The organism is Micromonospora sp. NBC_01412 (genome assembly GCF_045040215.1).
In the GTDB taxonomy this organism is placed as follows: domain Bacteria; phylum Actinomycetota; class Actinomycetes; order Mycobacteriales; family Micromonosporaceae; genus Micromonospora; species Micromonospora rubida.
The window spans coordinates 6,022,955-6,037,367 of record NZ_CP109528.1 but is presented as its reverse complement, the minus strand read 5'-3'; the positions used below and the strand labels follow the sequence as shown (position 1 = coordinate 6,037,367).

Here is a 14,413-nt window from a genome sequence, read left to right as displayed (position 1 = left end):
CGCCGCTGGCCGGGGGGTGCCGCGGCGGGGTGGGGCTGCCGGGCCGGCCGGGTCGCGAGGACGGCCGACCGGCCCGGAGACTGGCGCCGTCAGGCGGAGTGGACCTCGAACTCGGAGAGCTGCCCGGCCGGCCAGGCGGTGTTGCCGGTGACGGTCACCCGCACGTACCGCTGGGTGGCGGCGGGGAAGGTGACGGTCACGGTGTTGCCGCTGGCCGGGTTGAACGCGTAGCCGGCGGAGGGCTTCAGCGTGGTGTACGAGGAACCGTCGGTCGAGCCGAGCACCGCGACCGTCTGGGTACGGGTCTGCCACGCGGTCGCCGGGGGCAGCTTCAGCACCACCCGGGACACCGACCGGGCGGCGCCCAGGTCGACGGTCAGCGACTGCGGGAAGGCGTTGTTGGCGCTCTCCCAGTACGTGTTGGCGTTGCCGTCGACGGCGTTGCCGCCGCCGTACACGTCGGCGTGGCTGGTCTCGCTGACCGGACGCCCCAGCGCCAGGTTCCCGGCGGGCGGCGGGGTGGTGGGAGGCGGGGTGGTGGTGGGCGGCGGCGTGGTGGGCGGGGTGCCGCCGTACACCTCGAACTCGGAGAGCTGGCCCGCCGGCCACCCGGTGTTGCCGGTGAAGGTCAGCCGCAGGAACCGCCGGCTGCCGGCCGGCAGGGCGATCGACACGGCGTTGCCGGTCGCCGGGTTGAACGTGTAGCCGGCCGAGGAGACGAGGGTCGAGTACGCCGAGCCGTCCGCCGAGCCGGCGACCGCGAGAGTCTGGGCCCGGGTCTCCCAGCCGGCCGGCAGCTTCAGCACGACCCGGTCGGTGCTCACCGTCGCGCCGAGGTCGACCGTGAGCGTCTGCGGGAATGCGCCATTGGCGCTCTCCCAGTAGCTGGCCGGGTTGCCGTCGACCGCGTTGCCGGCGACGTAGTTCTGCGACGTGCTCGACGCGGTCACCGGCCGGCCCTGGGCCAGGTTCCCGCCGGTGGGCGGCGGGGTGGTGGGGGGCGGCGTGGTCGGGGGCGGCGTGGTGGGCGGGGTGGTGGTGGGCGGGGTGGTGGTGGGCGGCGGGGTGGTCGGGGTGCCGGTTGGCGGGGTGGTCGGGCCGTTGCCCCACTGCGGCGTGGGCCACGGCCCGCAGTACGGGGTGGCGGTGTACCAGCCGGAGTTGCCGGCGCCCTGGCTGATCTGGAAGCCGCTGCCCACGCAGTTGTGCATCGGGTTGCTCTGCGCGATCCCGGTGGCCCGCACCCCTGCGAACGACACCTGGCTGGGCGCCTGCACCTGGAGCGCGTACGTCCCGGCGCCGTCGATCCGGACGTTGCTGAGGTTGATCCCGCTGCTCTGCCCCTCGATCCAGTGCAGCGCCGCGTAGGAGCTGTCCAGGATGTCGGTGTCGGTGACGTTGACCGTGGCGCCCTGGATCGCCTCGTTGAGCGCGGAGAACCAGATCGCGCCGACGCCGAAGTTCCAGTTGTAGTCGGAGTTGCCGTTGCGGATCAGGGTGTTGCGGGCGATCGTCCAGGTGCCCTTGACCGCCGTGGCGCCCTGCACCCCGGGGTAGCGGTTCGCGACGTGGATGCCGCCGCCGTTGGTCACCGAGTCGGCGGTCACGTTGTCGGTGATCTTGATGTCCCGGCCGCCGTAGCTGACCAGGTGGTTCGCCAGGACGGTGACGCCGATGGTGTTGCGGGTGAAGGAGTTGTTGACGTTCGGCACGCTCTGCGCCCACATCGCGAGGGCGTCGTCGCCGGTGTTGCGGACGAACGTGTTGGTCACCGTCGAGTTGGTGACCCCCCAGTGGAAGTTCACCCCGTCGGCGGTCTGGTCGAGGATCCGGCTGTTGCGGATGGTGAAGTTGTCCATCGGGCCGTCCATCCAGGCCCCGACCTTGGTGTGCTGCATCCAGACGTTGTCCACCACCGAGTCGGTCATCGCGCCGCCCATGGCGTTGACCTGGTCGTCGTCGATCCGTTCCCGGATGTCGCCGATGATGGCGAAGTCGCGCAGGGTGACGTTGCGGCTCGGGCCACCGGCCTCGTGCGGCCGGACCTCCCCGGTGTACCCGCCGCCGGGGACGTACTTGCCGTAGATGCCGGCGGCGCGCTTGCGGTCGGTGGGGTGCCGGCCGCCGAGCACCGAGTACCACGGGCCCGCGCCGCGCAGGGTCACCCCGTCGACGACGACGTGGTCCCAGAGGGTGAAGGTGCCGGCCGGGATCCAGACCGTCTTACCCTGGGCCTTGCCGGCGTCCACCGCCGCCTGGAACTTCGCCGTCGAGTCGGTGGCCCCGCTCGGGTCCGCGCCGAAGTCGGTCACCACGTCGAGGACGCCGGCGGGCTTGGCGATCGACCCGCCGACCAGCTCGAAGTCGGCCAGGTCGATGGTGAAGGTCGGCGACTGGGCGGTCGAGGAGACCTGCAACCGGATCTTCGCCCCCGCCGGGTACGTGGTCCCGAACATCGCCCGGGTCTCGTCGTAGAAGTGGTGCGGGTTGGTGTCGCCCGGGTTGTTGTTGAACGGGTATCCGCCGTAGTACCAGCCGTACCGGGAGGTCACCGGGACGGCCTTGACCAGGGATCCGTTGGCCCGCAGGTCGATGCTGGCGTCCCGGCCGGTGCCGGCGGCGCTGTCCGGCAGGCTGTAGCGGAACGTCACCGCGTTCGCCGGGGCGGTCAGGGTGAACTCGACGTACTCGCCGACCGCGTCGAGGGTGACCGCCTCCCGGCCGGACGCCTCGGACGGCAGCTGACCGTAGTAGCGGGTCGGGCCGATCTTCGTGCCGGTGTGCGCCGCATTCTCCGCCTCCTGCTCGACGAACGGGACGGTCGCGCCCCGGCCGGCGATGTCGAACGGGGACAGCCCGGCGGCGCGGGCCGGGGTCGCGGTGGAGAACGAGACGACCGAGACGGCGGTCGCCACGAGCGCGGCGCCGGCGAACGCGGCCAGCGCGGCGCGGGCGGGTCTTCCGGTGGGTGCAACGGTGGTGCCGGTGGTGTGGTGGGCCATGTGAGTGGCTCTCCGTTTCGTCAGCAGGCCAGGTCCCCCGTGGAAGGGTGGTTCGCTGCGGCTGCTCCTCCTTCCGGTCGTGCTGGCGGTGGGCCAGCGGTGCTGGGGCCACCGGCGGGACGGCCGATGGAGGGTGGCGCCGGCCGGTCGGGACGGACCGGCCGGCGCCGGAGAGGAACGGTCAGGCTGCCGGCGCGGGACCAGCCGGCGGCGCCTCGGCGGGCCGCGCCCGCTCGGCCGGAACCTCGGCGGGCGGCATGTCGGCGGTGCGCAGCCAGACGGCGGTGTCCGGTGGGAGGAAGTCGCCCTCCAGCGGCCGGCTGGCGAGCAGCCGCGCCTCGTGCGGGGGCAGCGGCACCGGAGCCGCGCCCAGGTTCACCAGGCAGGTGAAGGCGGGACCACGGGCGAAGGCGAGCACCCCGTCGGGCGCGGCCAGCCAGCGCATCTCCCCGTCACCGAGGCCCGGTTCGGCGCGGCGGACGCCGAGCGCCGCCCGGTACAGCTCCAGCATCGAGTGCGGGTCGTCGGTCTGCGCCCGGACCGTGCGGTCCTTCCACTCGGCGGGCTGGGGCAGCCACGGCACCCCCGCCGCGCCGTCGGGGCTGAACGCGAACGGCGGCGCGTCGCCGGCCCAGGGCAGCGGCACCCGGCAGCCGTCCCGGCCGTGCCCCGAGCGCGCCCACATCGGGTCCTGGCGCAGCTCCGGCGGGACGTCCTCGACCTCCCACAGGCCCAGCTCCTCGCCCTGGTAGACGTAGGCCGCGCCGGGCAGGGCCAGGGTGAGCAGCGCCGCCGCGCGGGCGCGTACGGTGCCCAGTTCCAGGTCGGTGGGGACGCCCTCGCGCTTGCTGGCGAAGCTGAACGTGGTGTCCGCCCGGCCGTACCGGGTGACGTGGCGGGTCACGTCGTGGTTGGAGAGCACCCAGGTGGCGGGGGCGCCGACCGGGGCGTGCGCGGCGATCGTGTCGTCGACGCACCGGCGCAGCGCCGCCGCATCCCAGGCGCAGCCGAGGAAGTCGAAGTTGAACGCCGAGTGCAGCTCGTCGGGGCGCAGGTAGTTGGCGAACCGCTCCCGGTCCGGCAGCCACACCTCGCCGATCAGCGCCCGGTCGCCCGGGTACCCGTCGGCGATCCGCCGCCAGCTGCGGTAGATGTCGTGCACCGCGTCCAGGTCGACGAAGGGGCTCGGGGCGTCGTCGGTCACCTCGGGCAGCGCCGGGTCCTTCACCAGCAGCGCGGCCGAGTCGATCCGGATGCCGTCCACCCCCCGGTCGAACCAGAACCGCAGGATGTCCTCGAACTCGGCGCGCACCCTCGGGTGGTCCCAGTTGAGGTCGGGCTGCTCCGGGGCGAACAGGTGCAGGTACCAGTCGCCGGGGGTGCCGTCGGGGTTGGTGGTGCGGGTCCAGCAGTCCCCGCCGAACTGGGACACCCAGTCGGTGGGCCGTTGGTCGCCGCCGGGGCCCCGGCCGGGACGGAACCAGAACAGCTCCCGCTCGGGGGCGTCCGGGCCGCCGGCCAGCGCCGCCTGGAACCAGGGGTGCGCGTCGGAGCAGTGGTTGGGCACCACGTCGACGATGATCCGGATGCCCCGCTCGTGTGCCTCGTCGATCAGCGCCTCCGCCTCGGCGAGGCTGCCGAACATCGGGTCGATGTCCCGGTGGTCGGTGACGTCGTAGCCGGCGTCGGCCATCGGGGAGGGGTACCAGGGGCTGAACCAGATGGCGTCGATGCCGAGCGCGGACAGGTGATCCAGCCGGGACCGGATGCCGGCGATGTCGCCGATGCCGTCGCCATTGCCGTCGGCGAAGCTACGCGGGTACACCTGGTAGATCACCGCTCCACGCCACCACGGACTGTTGTCTGCTGTGGGCACGAGCACCTGCTTTCTGCGTCGGTACGTCGGCGGGTTCGCCGGACCTGGATGTGTGTCGGGCGAACGGTCGTTGTTCGCCGCGGTAGGTCGCGCTGGTGGTACGCCGGTGCGTCGGCCCGTCGTCGAGCCCGCCTGAGGCTGCGGTGCTCGGCGTCCGCGCCTTCGGGCTATCCCTTGAGGCTTCCGGCGGTCAGGCCGGACATGATGTTCCGCTGGAAGATCAGAAAGACGACGACGGTCGGGATCGCGGCGATGACCGACGCGGCGATCACGACGTTCATGGGTGTGCCACCCGCGAAGGCGTAGATGCCGACGCTGACCGTCCGGGTCTCGGGCGACGGCATGACCAGCTTCGGCCAGAGGAAGTCCTTCCAGACCGCCGTCACCGCGAAGATGGAAACCACGCCGAGGATGGGGCGCGACATCGGCAGGATGATCGACCACAGCGTGCGCAGCGGCGTCGCCCCGTCCACGAGGGCCGCCGCCATCAGCTCCTCCGGGATCGAGTCGAAGAACCGCTTCAGCAGGAAGATGTTGAACGCGTTCGCGACGGCGGGCAGCCAGATCGCGAACGGCGAGTCGAGCAGGTTGATGTGCAGGATCGGCAGATCGATCACGGTCACGTACTGCGGAACGATGAGGACCATCGCCGGGATCATCAGCGTGGCCAACATCAGGCCGAGGATCACGTTGCCGAACGCCGGTCGAAGCTTCGACAGGGCGTACGCCGCGGCGGTGTCGAGGACGAGTTGGAACAGCAGCGCGCCGGCCGCGTAATAGAACGTGTTGAACAGCAGCTTGGCGAGGTCGAGGTTGTTCCACGCGTCAGCGTAGTTCTGTAGCTGGGGATCCTTCGGGAACAGCGACGGCGGGGTCTGCGCGATCTCCTGGCCGGACTTGAGCGCGCCGGTGACCATCCAGTAGAGCGGCCCGAGGAAGACGAGCGTGAAGCCCACGACGACGACGGTGATCAGCGTCCAGTAGATGATCCTGCCGCGCCCCCGCCTGAGCTGGGCGTGGGAGATGAGGGTCCGGGTCCCGGAGTCGTGTGCCATTTCCTCGCCCCGTCCTAGTCCTGTTTCGCGCTCAGCCGCACGTAGACGGCGGAGAAGCCGGCCAGCACCACGAGCATGATCACGCCGAGCGCCGCAGCGCCGTTGAGGTCGTTCTGGAAGAACCCGTGCTGGTAGATGAGGTACGCCACCGAGGTGGCGGAGTCCTCCGCGCCCGTGCCGTTCGCGAGGATCAGCGGCTCGACGAAGAACTGCATCGTGGCGACGATCTGCATCATCGCCAGGAGCCCGAGGATCAGCCGGGTCTGCGGGATCGTCACGTGGCGGATCCGCCGCCAGATCCCGGCGCCGTCGAGCTCGGCCGCTTCGTAGAGTTCGCCGGGGATGTTCTGCAGTGCCGCCAGATAGATGAGCACCGCGCCGCCCATGTTCATCCAGGTCGACGCGATCACCATCGCCGGCATCGTCATCTCGGCGGACTGCATCCACTGCGAGGTGGGCAGGTGCAGCGCCTTGAGGATCGAGTTGAACAGTCCCGCGTCGCTGGGGTCGTACGCGTAGAACTTGAAGAGGAAGAGCGCCGAGGCCGGCGGCAGCATCACCGGCAGGTAGACCAGAATCCGCAGGTATCCCTTGGCGTGGCGGAACTCGTTGAGCAGGATCGCCACGAAGAACGGCACCGCGTACCCGAGCACGAGCGCGAGAACCGTGAAATAGAAAGTGTTCTTCCAGGCCGTCCAGAAGCTGGGGTCGGCGATGATGCGGTCGTAGTTGTCCCAGCCGACCCAGGTCGTGACGCCGCGCCGGGTCCGCTGGAAGCTCATGACGACGCCACGGATCATCGGATACCAGGAGAAGAATGCGAAGCAGGCCACTGCGCCGAGCAGGAACGCGTGCCCGGTGAGGTTGTCTCGTACCTTGCGGCGGAGGCTCGCACGCCGCGGCCCTGCCGGGTACGACGAGGCTGGGCGTCCCGGTTCCCTCTTGACCCTCGGGACGGTGGTGATCGCCAAGGCAACTCCTGCGTGATTCGGTGACCGGACGGTGCGTCGCGGAGGGTGTGGGGGCCGGCGTGCCGGCCCCCACACCATCGGATCAGCTCTCGGCGGCGAGGAGCTTGTTGACCTTGTCTTCGGCCGTGGAAAGAAGTGCGTCGATGTTCGCGTTCGGGTTCGTCAGCACACCGGACACCGCGGCGTCGAGCACCGCGTAGATCGCCTGCGCGTTGCGGGGCTCACCCTTGATCGGCACCGGGTTCGCCTCGAAGAGCGCGAAGTTCGCGGTGTCGACGTTCGCGTTCGCCTTACGCAGCTCGAGCTCCTGCTTCTGCGCGTCGCTGCCGTTGGCGAAGAGCAGCGGCTGGGGCAGGCCCACCGGGTAGTTCTGCGGCTTGGCCCGGACGTAGTCGAACTGCCCCTTACCCGGCGTCAGCTTCTGGTACGCGATCCACTTCAGACCGGCCTTGACCTGCTCGGGAGAGAGACCCTTCTTGAAGAAGTAACCCTCTCCACCACCGAGCGTCCCCTTCCCCGCACCGTCCTGGCCGGGCAGCGGGGCCATCGCCCAGTCCTGGAACTTGCCCTGGAACTGGCTGACGATCGCCTGGGTGGCGTCCGGCGCGCCGATGAACATGCCGACCTTGCCCGCGCCGGCGTTGGTCAGCAGGTCGCCCCACTGCAGCAGCTGGCGGGCGCCCATGCTGTTGTCGCCGTACCGCATGTCCTTGAGGTTCTGCAGGACCTGCTTGCCCATCGCGTTGTTGAAGTCGGCCTTCTTGCCGTCCGGGGTCAGCATTTGGCCGCCCTGGGAGTAGAGCAGGGAGGTGAAGTGCCAGCCCCCGGTGTTGCCGGCGCTGTACTCCGCGTAGCCGGCGATGCCGTTGCCCTGCGCGGAGATCTTCTTGGCGGCGGCCCGGACCTCGCCCCACGTCTTGGGCGGGTTGTTCGCGTCGAGCCCCGCCTTCTGGAACAGGACCTTGTTGTAGACCAGGCCCATCGAGTAGTTCTTCACCGGGACGGCGTAGAGCTTGCCGCCGTCGCTGAAGACCTCCTTGAGCGCGGGGTCGACGCTGTCCCAGGTCGGGACCGTGTCCTTGTTGGTGAACTCGGTGATGTCCATCGCCTGACCGGAGTCGAGCACCTGCTGGAGATCGGTCATGTACCCGTAGAACACGTCGGTCACGGTGCCGCCGGCGAGGCGAGCGGTGAAGTCCGGCGGGTTGTTGCACTGCTCGCCGACGCTGACGCTCTTGATGGCGATATCGGGGTTCTGTCGCTGGAACTCGGCGACGTCGTCGTTCCAGTTCTTCAAGAGCTCTTTCTGGGAGCCGACCGGCTGGCAGTCGACGGTGATGGTCACCTTGCCGCTCGCATCGTTCGCTGCGTCGTCGCTCTTCGTGGAGCAAGCCGCGAGGCTGAGCCCCAGGCCGGCCACGAGCGCTAACGCCGCAGCCTTCCGGTACTGCGGTACGGACATCTGTCCATCCCTTCGGGAACGGGTGTCTCCATGAGCTCGCCGAGCCGGGTGACCGTCACCGCGGCCCTGCTACTGATCTGTATCGGCCATGCGACCTGACCCGGGTGGTTGCGTCCGGTGGGCCAGGGTGTGAGTGGAGTCACTGTAGCGAGGTGGACTCATTTCCGCAAGGTATCGATCTCGTTGTGAAAGGACGCGACTGACATACGGCAGAAGTTGACAGAGCCCTTAAAGCGCCCAAGATTGTAGGCGTTGGTCCCTTTTGCAGTCGGGCTGGCCGGGCCGCACGGGCCGGCGGATCGCGGGCCGGCGCTGCTCGCGGCCGGCAACAACGAAACGGCCGCCGACCGCGAGCAGCGGTCGACGGCCGGAGCGGCGCTCGGCGTCGAGGGAGACGGACCGTGGCTGATGGCCGGGTGGTCGGGTGGCCGGTCGGTGCCCGGCGCGACGGTCAGCGACGGGAACGGCGGTCAGCGGCCGGTCAGCGGCCGGGGTGGACCCGGGTCAGCGGCCGGGGGCGGGCGCGGTGGAACCGCGCACCACCAGTTCGGGCTCGAACAGCAGCTCGTCGCGCAGGACGCCGGCACCGTCGATCTGGGTGACCAGCAGGTTCACGGCAGCCTGGCCCATCGTCTCGATCGGCTGCCGCACGGTGGTCAGCGGCGGGTCTGTGCAGGTCATGAACGCCGAGTCGTCGAAGCCGACCACCGACACGTCGCCGGGCACCGACAGCCCGAGCCGGCGCACCGCGCGGATCGTGCCCAGCGCCAGGACGTCGCTGGCGCAGATGATGCCGGTGACGCCCCGGTCGACCAGCTTGGCGGCCGCGACCCGGGCCCCCTCCATCGAGAAGCTGGAGCGCTCCACGCACTCGTCCGGGTCCTGCCAGCCGGCGATCCGCGCCAACGCGGCCAGCTTGCGCTGGGAGGGGATGTGGTCCTCCGGGCCCAGCACGATGCCGATCCGTTCGTGGCCGAGCGACCGCAGGTGCCCGTACGCCTGCTCCACCGCGACCGCGTCGTCGGTGGAGACGCGGGGGAAGTCCAGCGCGTCGACGCCCGCGTTCACCAGCACGACCGGCAGCCCCCGGTCGGTCAGCCGGCGGTAGTGGTCGTGCGAGGCGCCGGCGAGCGCGTACGACCCACCGGCGAAGATGATGCCGGACACCTGGTGGTCGAGCAGCATCTCGACGTAGTCCGACTCGGGCACGCCGCCGATGGTCCGGGCGCACAGCGCCGGGGTGTAGCCGCGCTGGGCCAGCGTCCCGGTGACCACCTCGGCGAGCGCCGGGAAGATCGGGTTCTGCAGCTCCGGCAGCACCAGCCCGACCAGCCGGGCCCGCTCCCCCCGCAGCTTGGTGGGCCGCTCGTAGCCGAGCACGTCCAGCGCGGTGAGCACGGCGGTGCGGGTGGACTCGGAGACGCCACCGCGCCCGTTGAGCACCCTGCTGACCGTCGCCTCGCTGACGCCCGCCTTCCGGGCCACCTCGGTCAGTCGCTTCGTCACGCCGTAATGCTACGTCACGCCCCTGCAAAAACTAAGCAGCATGGTGACGTAGAAAGTCATCTGCTTGACGCGAACCGACTGGGTTGCAGCCGCCGTCGGTGAGGTCGGACGCCCTGGGGTCGTCACGCTGACCCGCGCCTGCCCGGTTCCCTGAGGTGCAGGCGCAGTGCGCCGTCGTGCATGACGCGCCCCGGGTCGCGCCGCACCCATGCCTTCGCCGCCGGCCCGATACGCCAGTGCGGACCGGCTTGCCGGCGGCCGTCATCAGGTGCGGGGAGGTAACCCCGTTGAGCGCCTTCCACGCAAGGCCGATCAACTCGACGAAGTCCTTCTGAACCCGGTCCGCCTCGGCATCCGGGAACCACTTGAAGGCCAGCCGGCCGGGCTGCATCTCCTCGGGCTGGGTCCTGACCGGCCGGTATCGGCCGCCCGTCGCTTCGAGGACGTCGGCGTCCGTCGTCCACACGCGCGTGTGCAGGTACTGGATGGCGGGCCCCACCACGCCGCCGTCCCGGCCGAGGAGATGCAGGAACGCCTGGACGCCGGCGTGCCGCGTCGCGGACGACAGCGACTCGTGAAGGACGACGCCCGATTCCCGGTCGTGCGTCGCCCACTGCGCGAGCCCTCCGATCGACGGCGCCACCGCGTCGCTGAACGCGGAGACGTCCTCAGGCAGCATGAAGGTCAAGGTCTGCTTGGAACGCGAGCCGGGCTCGAACAACGTCCTTGTCCCCCGCCTTCACCGAGGTCCCACGGCCTCGGCACACCACGTGACGATTGCGGCCTTCAGCTTGTCGACAGAGTAATCGATCTTTGTGCGGACACCGTCCGGGCTGAGGAATATGACCTTGAAGGGCCACGGCCCCTCCATGTGACCCACATACTCCTCTGTGTCGTCGGTCAGTACGGCCGCGCGCCCGTCATCCAGGGTCACAACCCAGTAGGCGCCGCCGTCCTCGTGGTCGTAATACATGTGTATCCGGGCCGCATCGATGCCCGCCGCCAACAGCGTGCCGATGACGTCGTATCGATTTGCGGTGCGATCGGGATGCGGCATCTCCCTCCACTCCACCCGGCTCGCGATGAGCGGCACCTGCCCGGGCCGGGTGAAGCCCGGTTCGGGGCGGTCGGCGGGGTTTCCCACATGCATGTCGACGTGACCTCCTTCGTGACGGTTTCGGCGGTGCCCGGCGATGCTGCCACCCGCGAAAGTCGAGCAGGTTCCCCATTCCGTGGGACTGTAGTGGCAGCTCGGCGAGTCCGGCCGCGGTCTTGTTCCGCTCGCGGCCGGCGAGGGGCCGGCATGGGCGCACTCACGCACTGGTACGGACGGGCGCGGGACGGCAGCGGTTCGACCGTCCCGCGCCGCACCTCACGGGTTGCGGCGGTACACCTCGATGTACGCCGCAGACCGGTACTGCTGCTTCACGTCCTCGGCCAGGATGCCGATCCACAGCGGACCGGTGCCGGTCTTCGAGCTGACGCCCGTCTGTGCCGGGTCCAGAACGCCGGTGGACAGGGTCACGGGCTGCTCCACCACCGCGGAGTGGTACGCGTCCGTGCCCCCCAGCCACCAGACCAAGACGTCGCGGGCCGCGACGTTCCGCGCGATGTCGATCCGCCCGAGCGTCTGGTACTCGTCGGCCAGCACGCGGGGCAGGAACCGGCCCCACACGGTGTACCTGTGCGGGCCGAAGGTGCCCAACGAGTAGCCGTGGCAGAAGAACCTCTCGTCGCCGACGATGTCGGGCCCCGGCCGCCACGCCTCCACGCGGGCGCCGAGATCCGTGCGTACGGACAGGTTCAGCCCGCTGACGTTGTTCGCCAACGCGTTCTGGTTGAGGATCTGGTCGCCATTGGTCAGGTCGAACGGCTGCATGGGACTCCTCAGTCGCAGGTGCGGGAGATGTGGGTGCGGTTCGACCCTCAACCATTCGGTCACACACGGCAAGCATGCGGTCACCAAACCGACCGGGTCGCGTTCCACCGCCCAGCGGCACGCCGCCGCACGGGAGCGGAGGAGACACGAACGCGGTGAGCACCCCGGAGGTCAGGGCTGGGAGGTGCCGGGACCAGCCTCCCGGCGCGTAGGAATCTTCCAAGATCAGGATAATTTCATGTAAACATTCTTCACGCAGGCATCGATGCTCGTTACGATCTCGCCAGGAACGTCTTCTGGATCAAGCCAGGCGGACGCACACCCGGCCCGCCGGTGACAACGGCAACGGGTGGGCGGGGCGCCGGTCGGGGCCGAGCACATCGTCGGCCGTGACGCGAGGTCCAGGCCGCCACCCCACCCCACTCCGTAGTCGAGAGGCGTCAATGTCCAGTTTTGGTAACTCCGCCGTGCGACGCCGCACCCTTCTCGCCACCGCGGCAGGCGTACTGGCCGCACCCCTGCTCGCCGGCCGCGCGCAGGCCGCCCTTCCCCGCGTCTACATCGACCCGGGCCACGGCGGCACCGACTCCGGCGCGGTCGGCAACGGCCTGCAGGAGAAGAACCTCACCCTCGCCATCTCGCTCCAGGTGCGCGACATCCTGCTGGCCAACTACAGCGTCGACGTGCGGATGTCCCGCACGACCGACCTCACCCGCAGCCTCGCCTACCGCACGGACGACGCCAACGCCTGGGGCGCGAACATCTTCGTGAGCATCCACATCAATTCCGGCGGCGGCACCGGCTTCGAGAGCTACCGCTATCCCAGCGGGGGTTCGGGGGACCTCAGCCTGCACAACGCCCTCCACCCGCGGATCGTCTCCGGCATGCGGTCGATCGGGTCGGTGACCGACCGGGGGCAGAAGACCGCCAACTTCCACGTTCTTCGCGAAAGCGCCATGCCGGCGGTCCTGACCGAGAACCTGTTCATCGACTCGGTCGCCGACACGAACCTGCTCAAGCGCGCCGACTTCATCACCGCCGTCGCGCGCGCGCACGCCCAGGGCATCGCCGCCCACCTGGGCCTGAGCACCACGCCGCCGCCGACGTCGTTCAGCACCATCGTGGACAACACGACCGCGGGCCGCTTCACCGCGAGCGCCAACTGGTCCACCTCGGCCTACTCGGCGCAGCGCTACGGCGCCGACTACCGCTTCGCCAACCCGGTGCTCGAGAGCGACGCGGCCTGGTTCAAGGTGAACATCCCGGCGGCCGGCAACCACCGGGTCGATGTGTGGTATCCGGCCGTCGCCGGCTACAACACCGCGACGCCGCACGTCGTGGTCACCGCCTCGGGCACCCAGACGGTGAACGTGGACCAGAGCACCGGCGGCGGGGCGTGGCGCTCGATCGGCACCTTCAACCTCGCCGCCGGCGACCGCAATCTGGTCGGCGTGAGCCGCTGGACCAACGCCGCCGGATACGTGATCGCCGACGCGGTGCGGGTCACCCGGGTCTGAGCCGCCCAATCGGCCTTATTGACGTCCGGACCGGCGGGCCCGAACCCGCCGGTCCGGACGTTCGGGTTTGGCTGCCGGCGTGCTGACGCACCACCGGTCCCGATGCCCGAAAGAGCGCCAGGTCTTGCCCGACAATCTGGTGCCGCATCAGGAAACGTTCTGCCCTCTGGTGGTGTGACGCGCCACCGGTTCGGTGGTGACCTGGCCCCGTCAGAAACTCCCTGACGGACAGGTTCTGCACTGCCACGGCTCCCTCGTGCCGGGCGGGAGGTGTGGATAGGTTGATGGGTGTGGACACCGAATGGACCTGGGCGCACTACAGCGACGACAGCCCGTTCTCCGCACCGCTGAGCACAGGCGAGGATTACCCCACCGAGGCGGAGGCCAGACAGGCGCTCGCCCGCTACATCGCCGCGCTCGGCTCGCCGCACACCGAGGAGGCACTTCAGCAGCTGCGCTCTGCACCGACGGATCAGAACGCCGTCCTCGTCGTCCCAGACGCCGTGTTCACCACTCGGTTCGCCGGAATCCCTTACGACGAGGCCCCGAGGCAGAGCCCTGACGGGCAGCCCGCCGGGTCCGAGGGCTCGCTGGGCGCAGGCCTCGGCAGCCGTGGCGAGGCCGAAGCACTCCGGCTGATCGAATCCGGCAGGGCGCGTATCAGGCCCAAGGACGTGCCCGTACCGATGCGGGTCGAGGGCTACCTGATCGGCCTGTGCGGCGCCGCGGGCTTCCTGATGACCGGAACCGGCATCAGGGCATGGGCCCAGCCGGAGAACAATGTGGCCAGCCCCATCCTCGTGTTTCCCGGCCTTGTCCTGTTCTTCGGCGCCTTCTGGTGGATGTCGAACTGGCGCCGCCGCGCCGTCGCCCACCTCGCCCGCGCGGGTCGCGCGGAGCAGCCATGAGTAGGGTCTGGGACTGGCACGGTGCGCCAGCCTCGCCACCTACCGTGCCTCGTCCCGCCAGATGCCGCGTTCATTTGCCAACTCAGGCGCCCAGTCACAGCGGCGCGTGACGGTCACCCCGTCCGGGTGTCGAGGACGGCGAGCCCGAAGTCACCTTCTGCATGGCCGAGTTCGGGCCGCTCAACCTGATACCCCACCCGGGCCGGCAATGGCCCGAATACGGCGGTAAGCACAAAG

At 70.0% G+C, this 14,413-nt stretch carries 11 protein-coding genes; 2 read left to right on the top strand and 9 right to left on the bottom strand.

What is annotated here, in order from left to right; translation table 11 throughout:
* Positions 1 to 89: 89 nt before the first annotated feature.
* The 9 genes from OG617_RS26580 to OG617_RS26540 form a co-directional block, all read right to left on the bottom strand.
* Complete coding sequence (locus OG617_RS26580; protein WP_405095670.1) at positions 90 to 3,002, bottom strand: discoidin domain-containing protein; 2,913 nt, start codon at positions 3,000 to 3,002, stop codon at positions 90 to 92.
* 181 nt (positions 3,003 to 3,183) lie between these two features.
* Positions 3,184 to 4,878, bottom strand: coding sequence for a glycoside hydrolase family 13 protein (locus tag OG617_RS26575; protein WP_405095669.1), 1,695 nt, complete (start codon positions 4,876 to 4,878; stop codon positions 3,184 to 3,186).
* Between the two features lie 167 nt (positions 4,879 to 5,045).
* Positions 5,046 to 5,933 carry a carbohydrate ABC transporter permease gene (locus OG617_RS26570; protein ID WP_405095668.1) on the bottom strand — a complete coding sequence of 296 codons (888 nt, stop codon included), beginning with the start codon at positions 5,931 to 5,933 and terminating at the stop codon, positions 5,046 to 5,048.
* A gap of 14 nt (positions 5,934 to 5,947) precedes the next feature.
* Positions 5,948 to 6,904 (bottom strand): carbohydrate ABC transporter permease, encoded by a 957-nt coding sequence (locus OG617_RS26565; protein ID WP_405095667.1) that lies wholly within the window; start codon positions 6,902 to 6,904, stop codon positions 5,948 to 5,950.
* 82 nt (positions 6,905 to 6,986) lie between these two features.
* Positions 6,987 to 8,366: an ABC transporter substrate-binding protein gene (locus tag OG617_RS26560; protein WP_405095666.1), complete on the bottom strand. Its 1,380-nt coding sequence runs from the start codon at positions 8,364 to 8,366 to the stop codon at positions 6,987 to 6,989.
* A gap of 504 nt (positions 8,367 to 8,870) precedes the next feature.
* Positions 8,871 to 9,872, bottom strand: coding sequence for a LacI family DNA-binding transcriptional regulator (locus OG617_RS26555; RefSeq protein ID WP_405095665.1), 1,002 nt, complete (start codon positions 9,870 to 9,872; stop codon positions 8,871 to 8,873).
* A 31-nt stretch (positions 9,873 to 9,903) separates the two neighbouring features.
* On the bottom strand, positions 9,904 to 10,593 hold the full coding sequence (locus tag OG617_RS26550) for a hypothetical protein (RefSeq protein ID WP_405095664.1): 690 nt from the start codon (positions 10,591 to 10,593) through the stop codon (positions 9,904 to 9,906).
* A gap of 18 nt (positions 10,594 to 10,611) precedes the next feature.
* On the bottom strand, positions 10,612 to 11,022 hold the full coding sequence (locus OG617_RS26545; RefSeq protein ID WP_405095663.1) for a hypothetical protein: 411 nt from the start codon (positions 11,020 to 11,022) through the stop codon (positions 10,612 to 10,614).
* A 222-nt stretch (positions 11,023 to 11,244) separates the two neighbouring features.
* Positions 11,245 to 11,751 (bottom strand): hypothetical protein, encoded by a 507-nt coding sequence (locus tag OG617_RS26540; RefSeq protein WP_405095662.1) that lies wholly within the window; start codon positions 11,749 to 11,751, stop codon positions 11,245 to 11,247.
* 443 nt (positions 11,752 to 12,194) lie between these two features.
* Here OG617_RS26540 and OG617_RS26535 point away from each other — a divergent pair, with 443 nt between their 5' ends.
* Positions 12,195 to 13,268 carry an N-acetylmuramoyl-L-alanine amidase gene (locus OG617_RS26535; protein ID WP_405095661.1) on the top strand — a complete coding sequence of 358 codons (1,074 nt, stop codon included), beginning with the start codon at positions 12,195 to 12,197 and terminating at the stop codon, positions 13,266 to 13,268.
* Positions 13,269 to 13,558: 290 nt separating this feature from the next.
* Complete coding sequence (locus OG617_RS26530; RefSeq protein ID WP_405095660.1) at positions 13,559 to 14,176, top strand: hypothetical protein; 618 nt, start codon at positions 13,559 to 13,561, stop codon at positions 14,174 to 14,176.
* The last annotated feature ends 237 nt before the right edge of the window (positions 14,177 to 14,413 follow it).

What these genes read in the sequence shown, in the direction of transcription:
- OG617_RS26580 (WP_405095670.1), bottom strand. Translation starts at nt 3,002, where the DNA reads ATGGCCCACCACACCACCGGCACCACCGTTGCACCCACCGGAAGACCC.
- OG617_RS26570 (WP_405095668.1), bottom strand. Translation starts at nt 5,933, where the DNA reads ATGGCACACGACTCCGGGACCCGGACCCTCATCTCCCACGCCCAGCTC.
- OG617_RS26560 (WP_405095666.1), bottom strand. Translation starts at nt 8,366, where the DNA reads ATGTCCGTACCGCAGTACCGGAAGGCTGCGGCGTTAGCGCTCGTGGCC.
- OG617_RS26545 (WP_405095663.1), bottom strand. Translation starts at nt 11,022, where the DNA reads ATGCATGTGGGAAACCCCGCCGACCGCCCCGAACCGGGCTTCACCCGG.
- OG617_RS26540 (WP_405095662.1), bottom strand. Translation starts at nt 11,751, where the DNA reads ATGCAGCCGTTCGACCTGACCAATGGCGACCAGATCCTCAACCAGAAC.
- OG617_RS26535 (WP_405095661.1), top strand. Translation starts at nt 12,195, where the DNA reads ATGTCCAGTTTTGGTAACTCCGCCGTGCGACGCCGCACCCTTCTCGCC.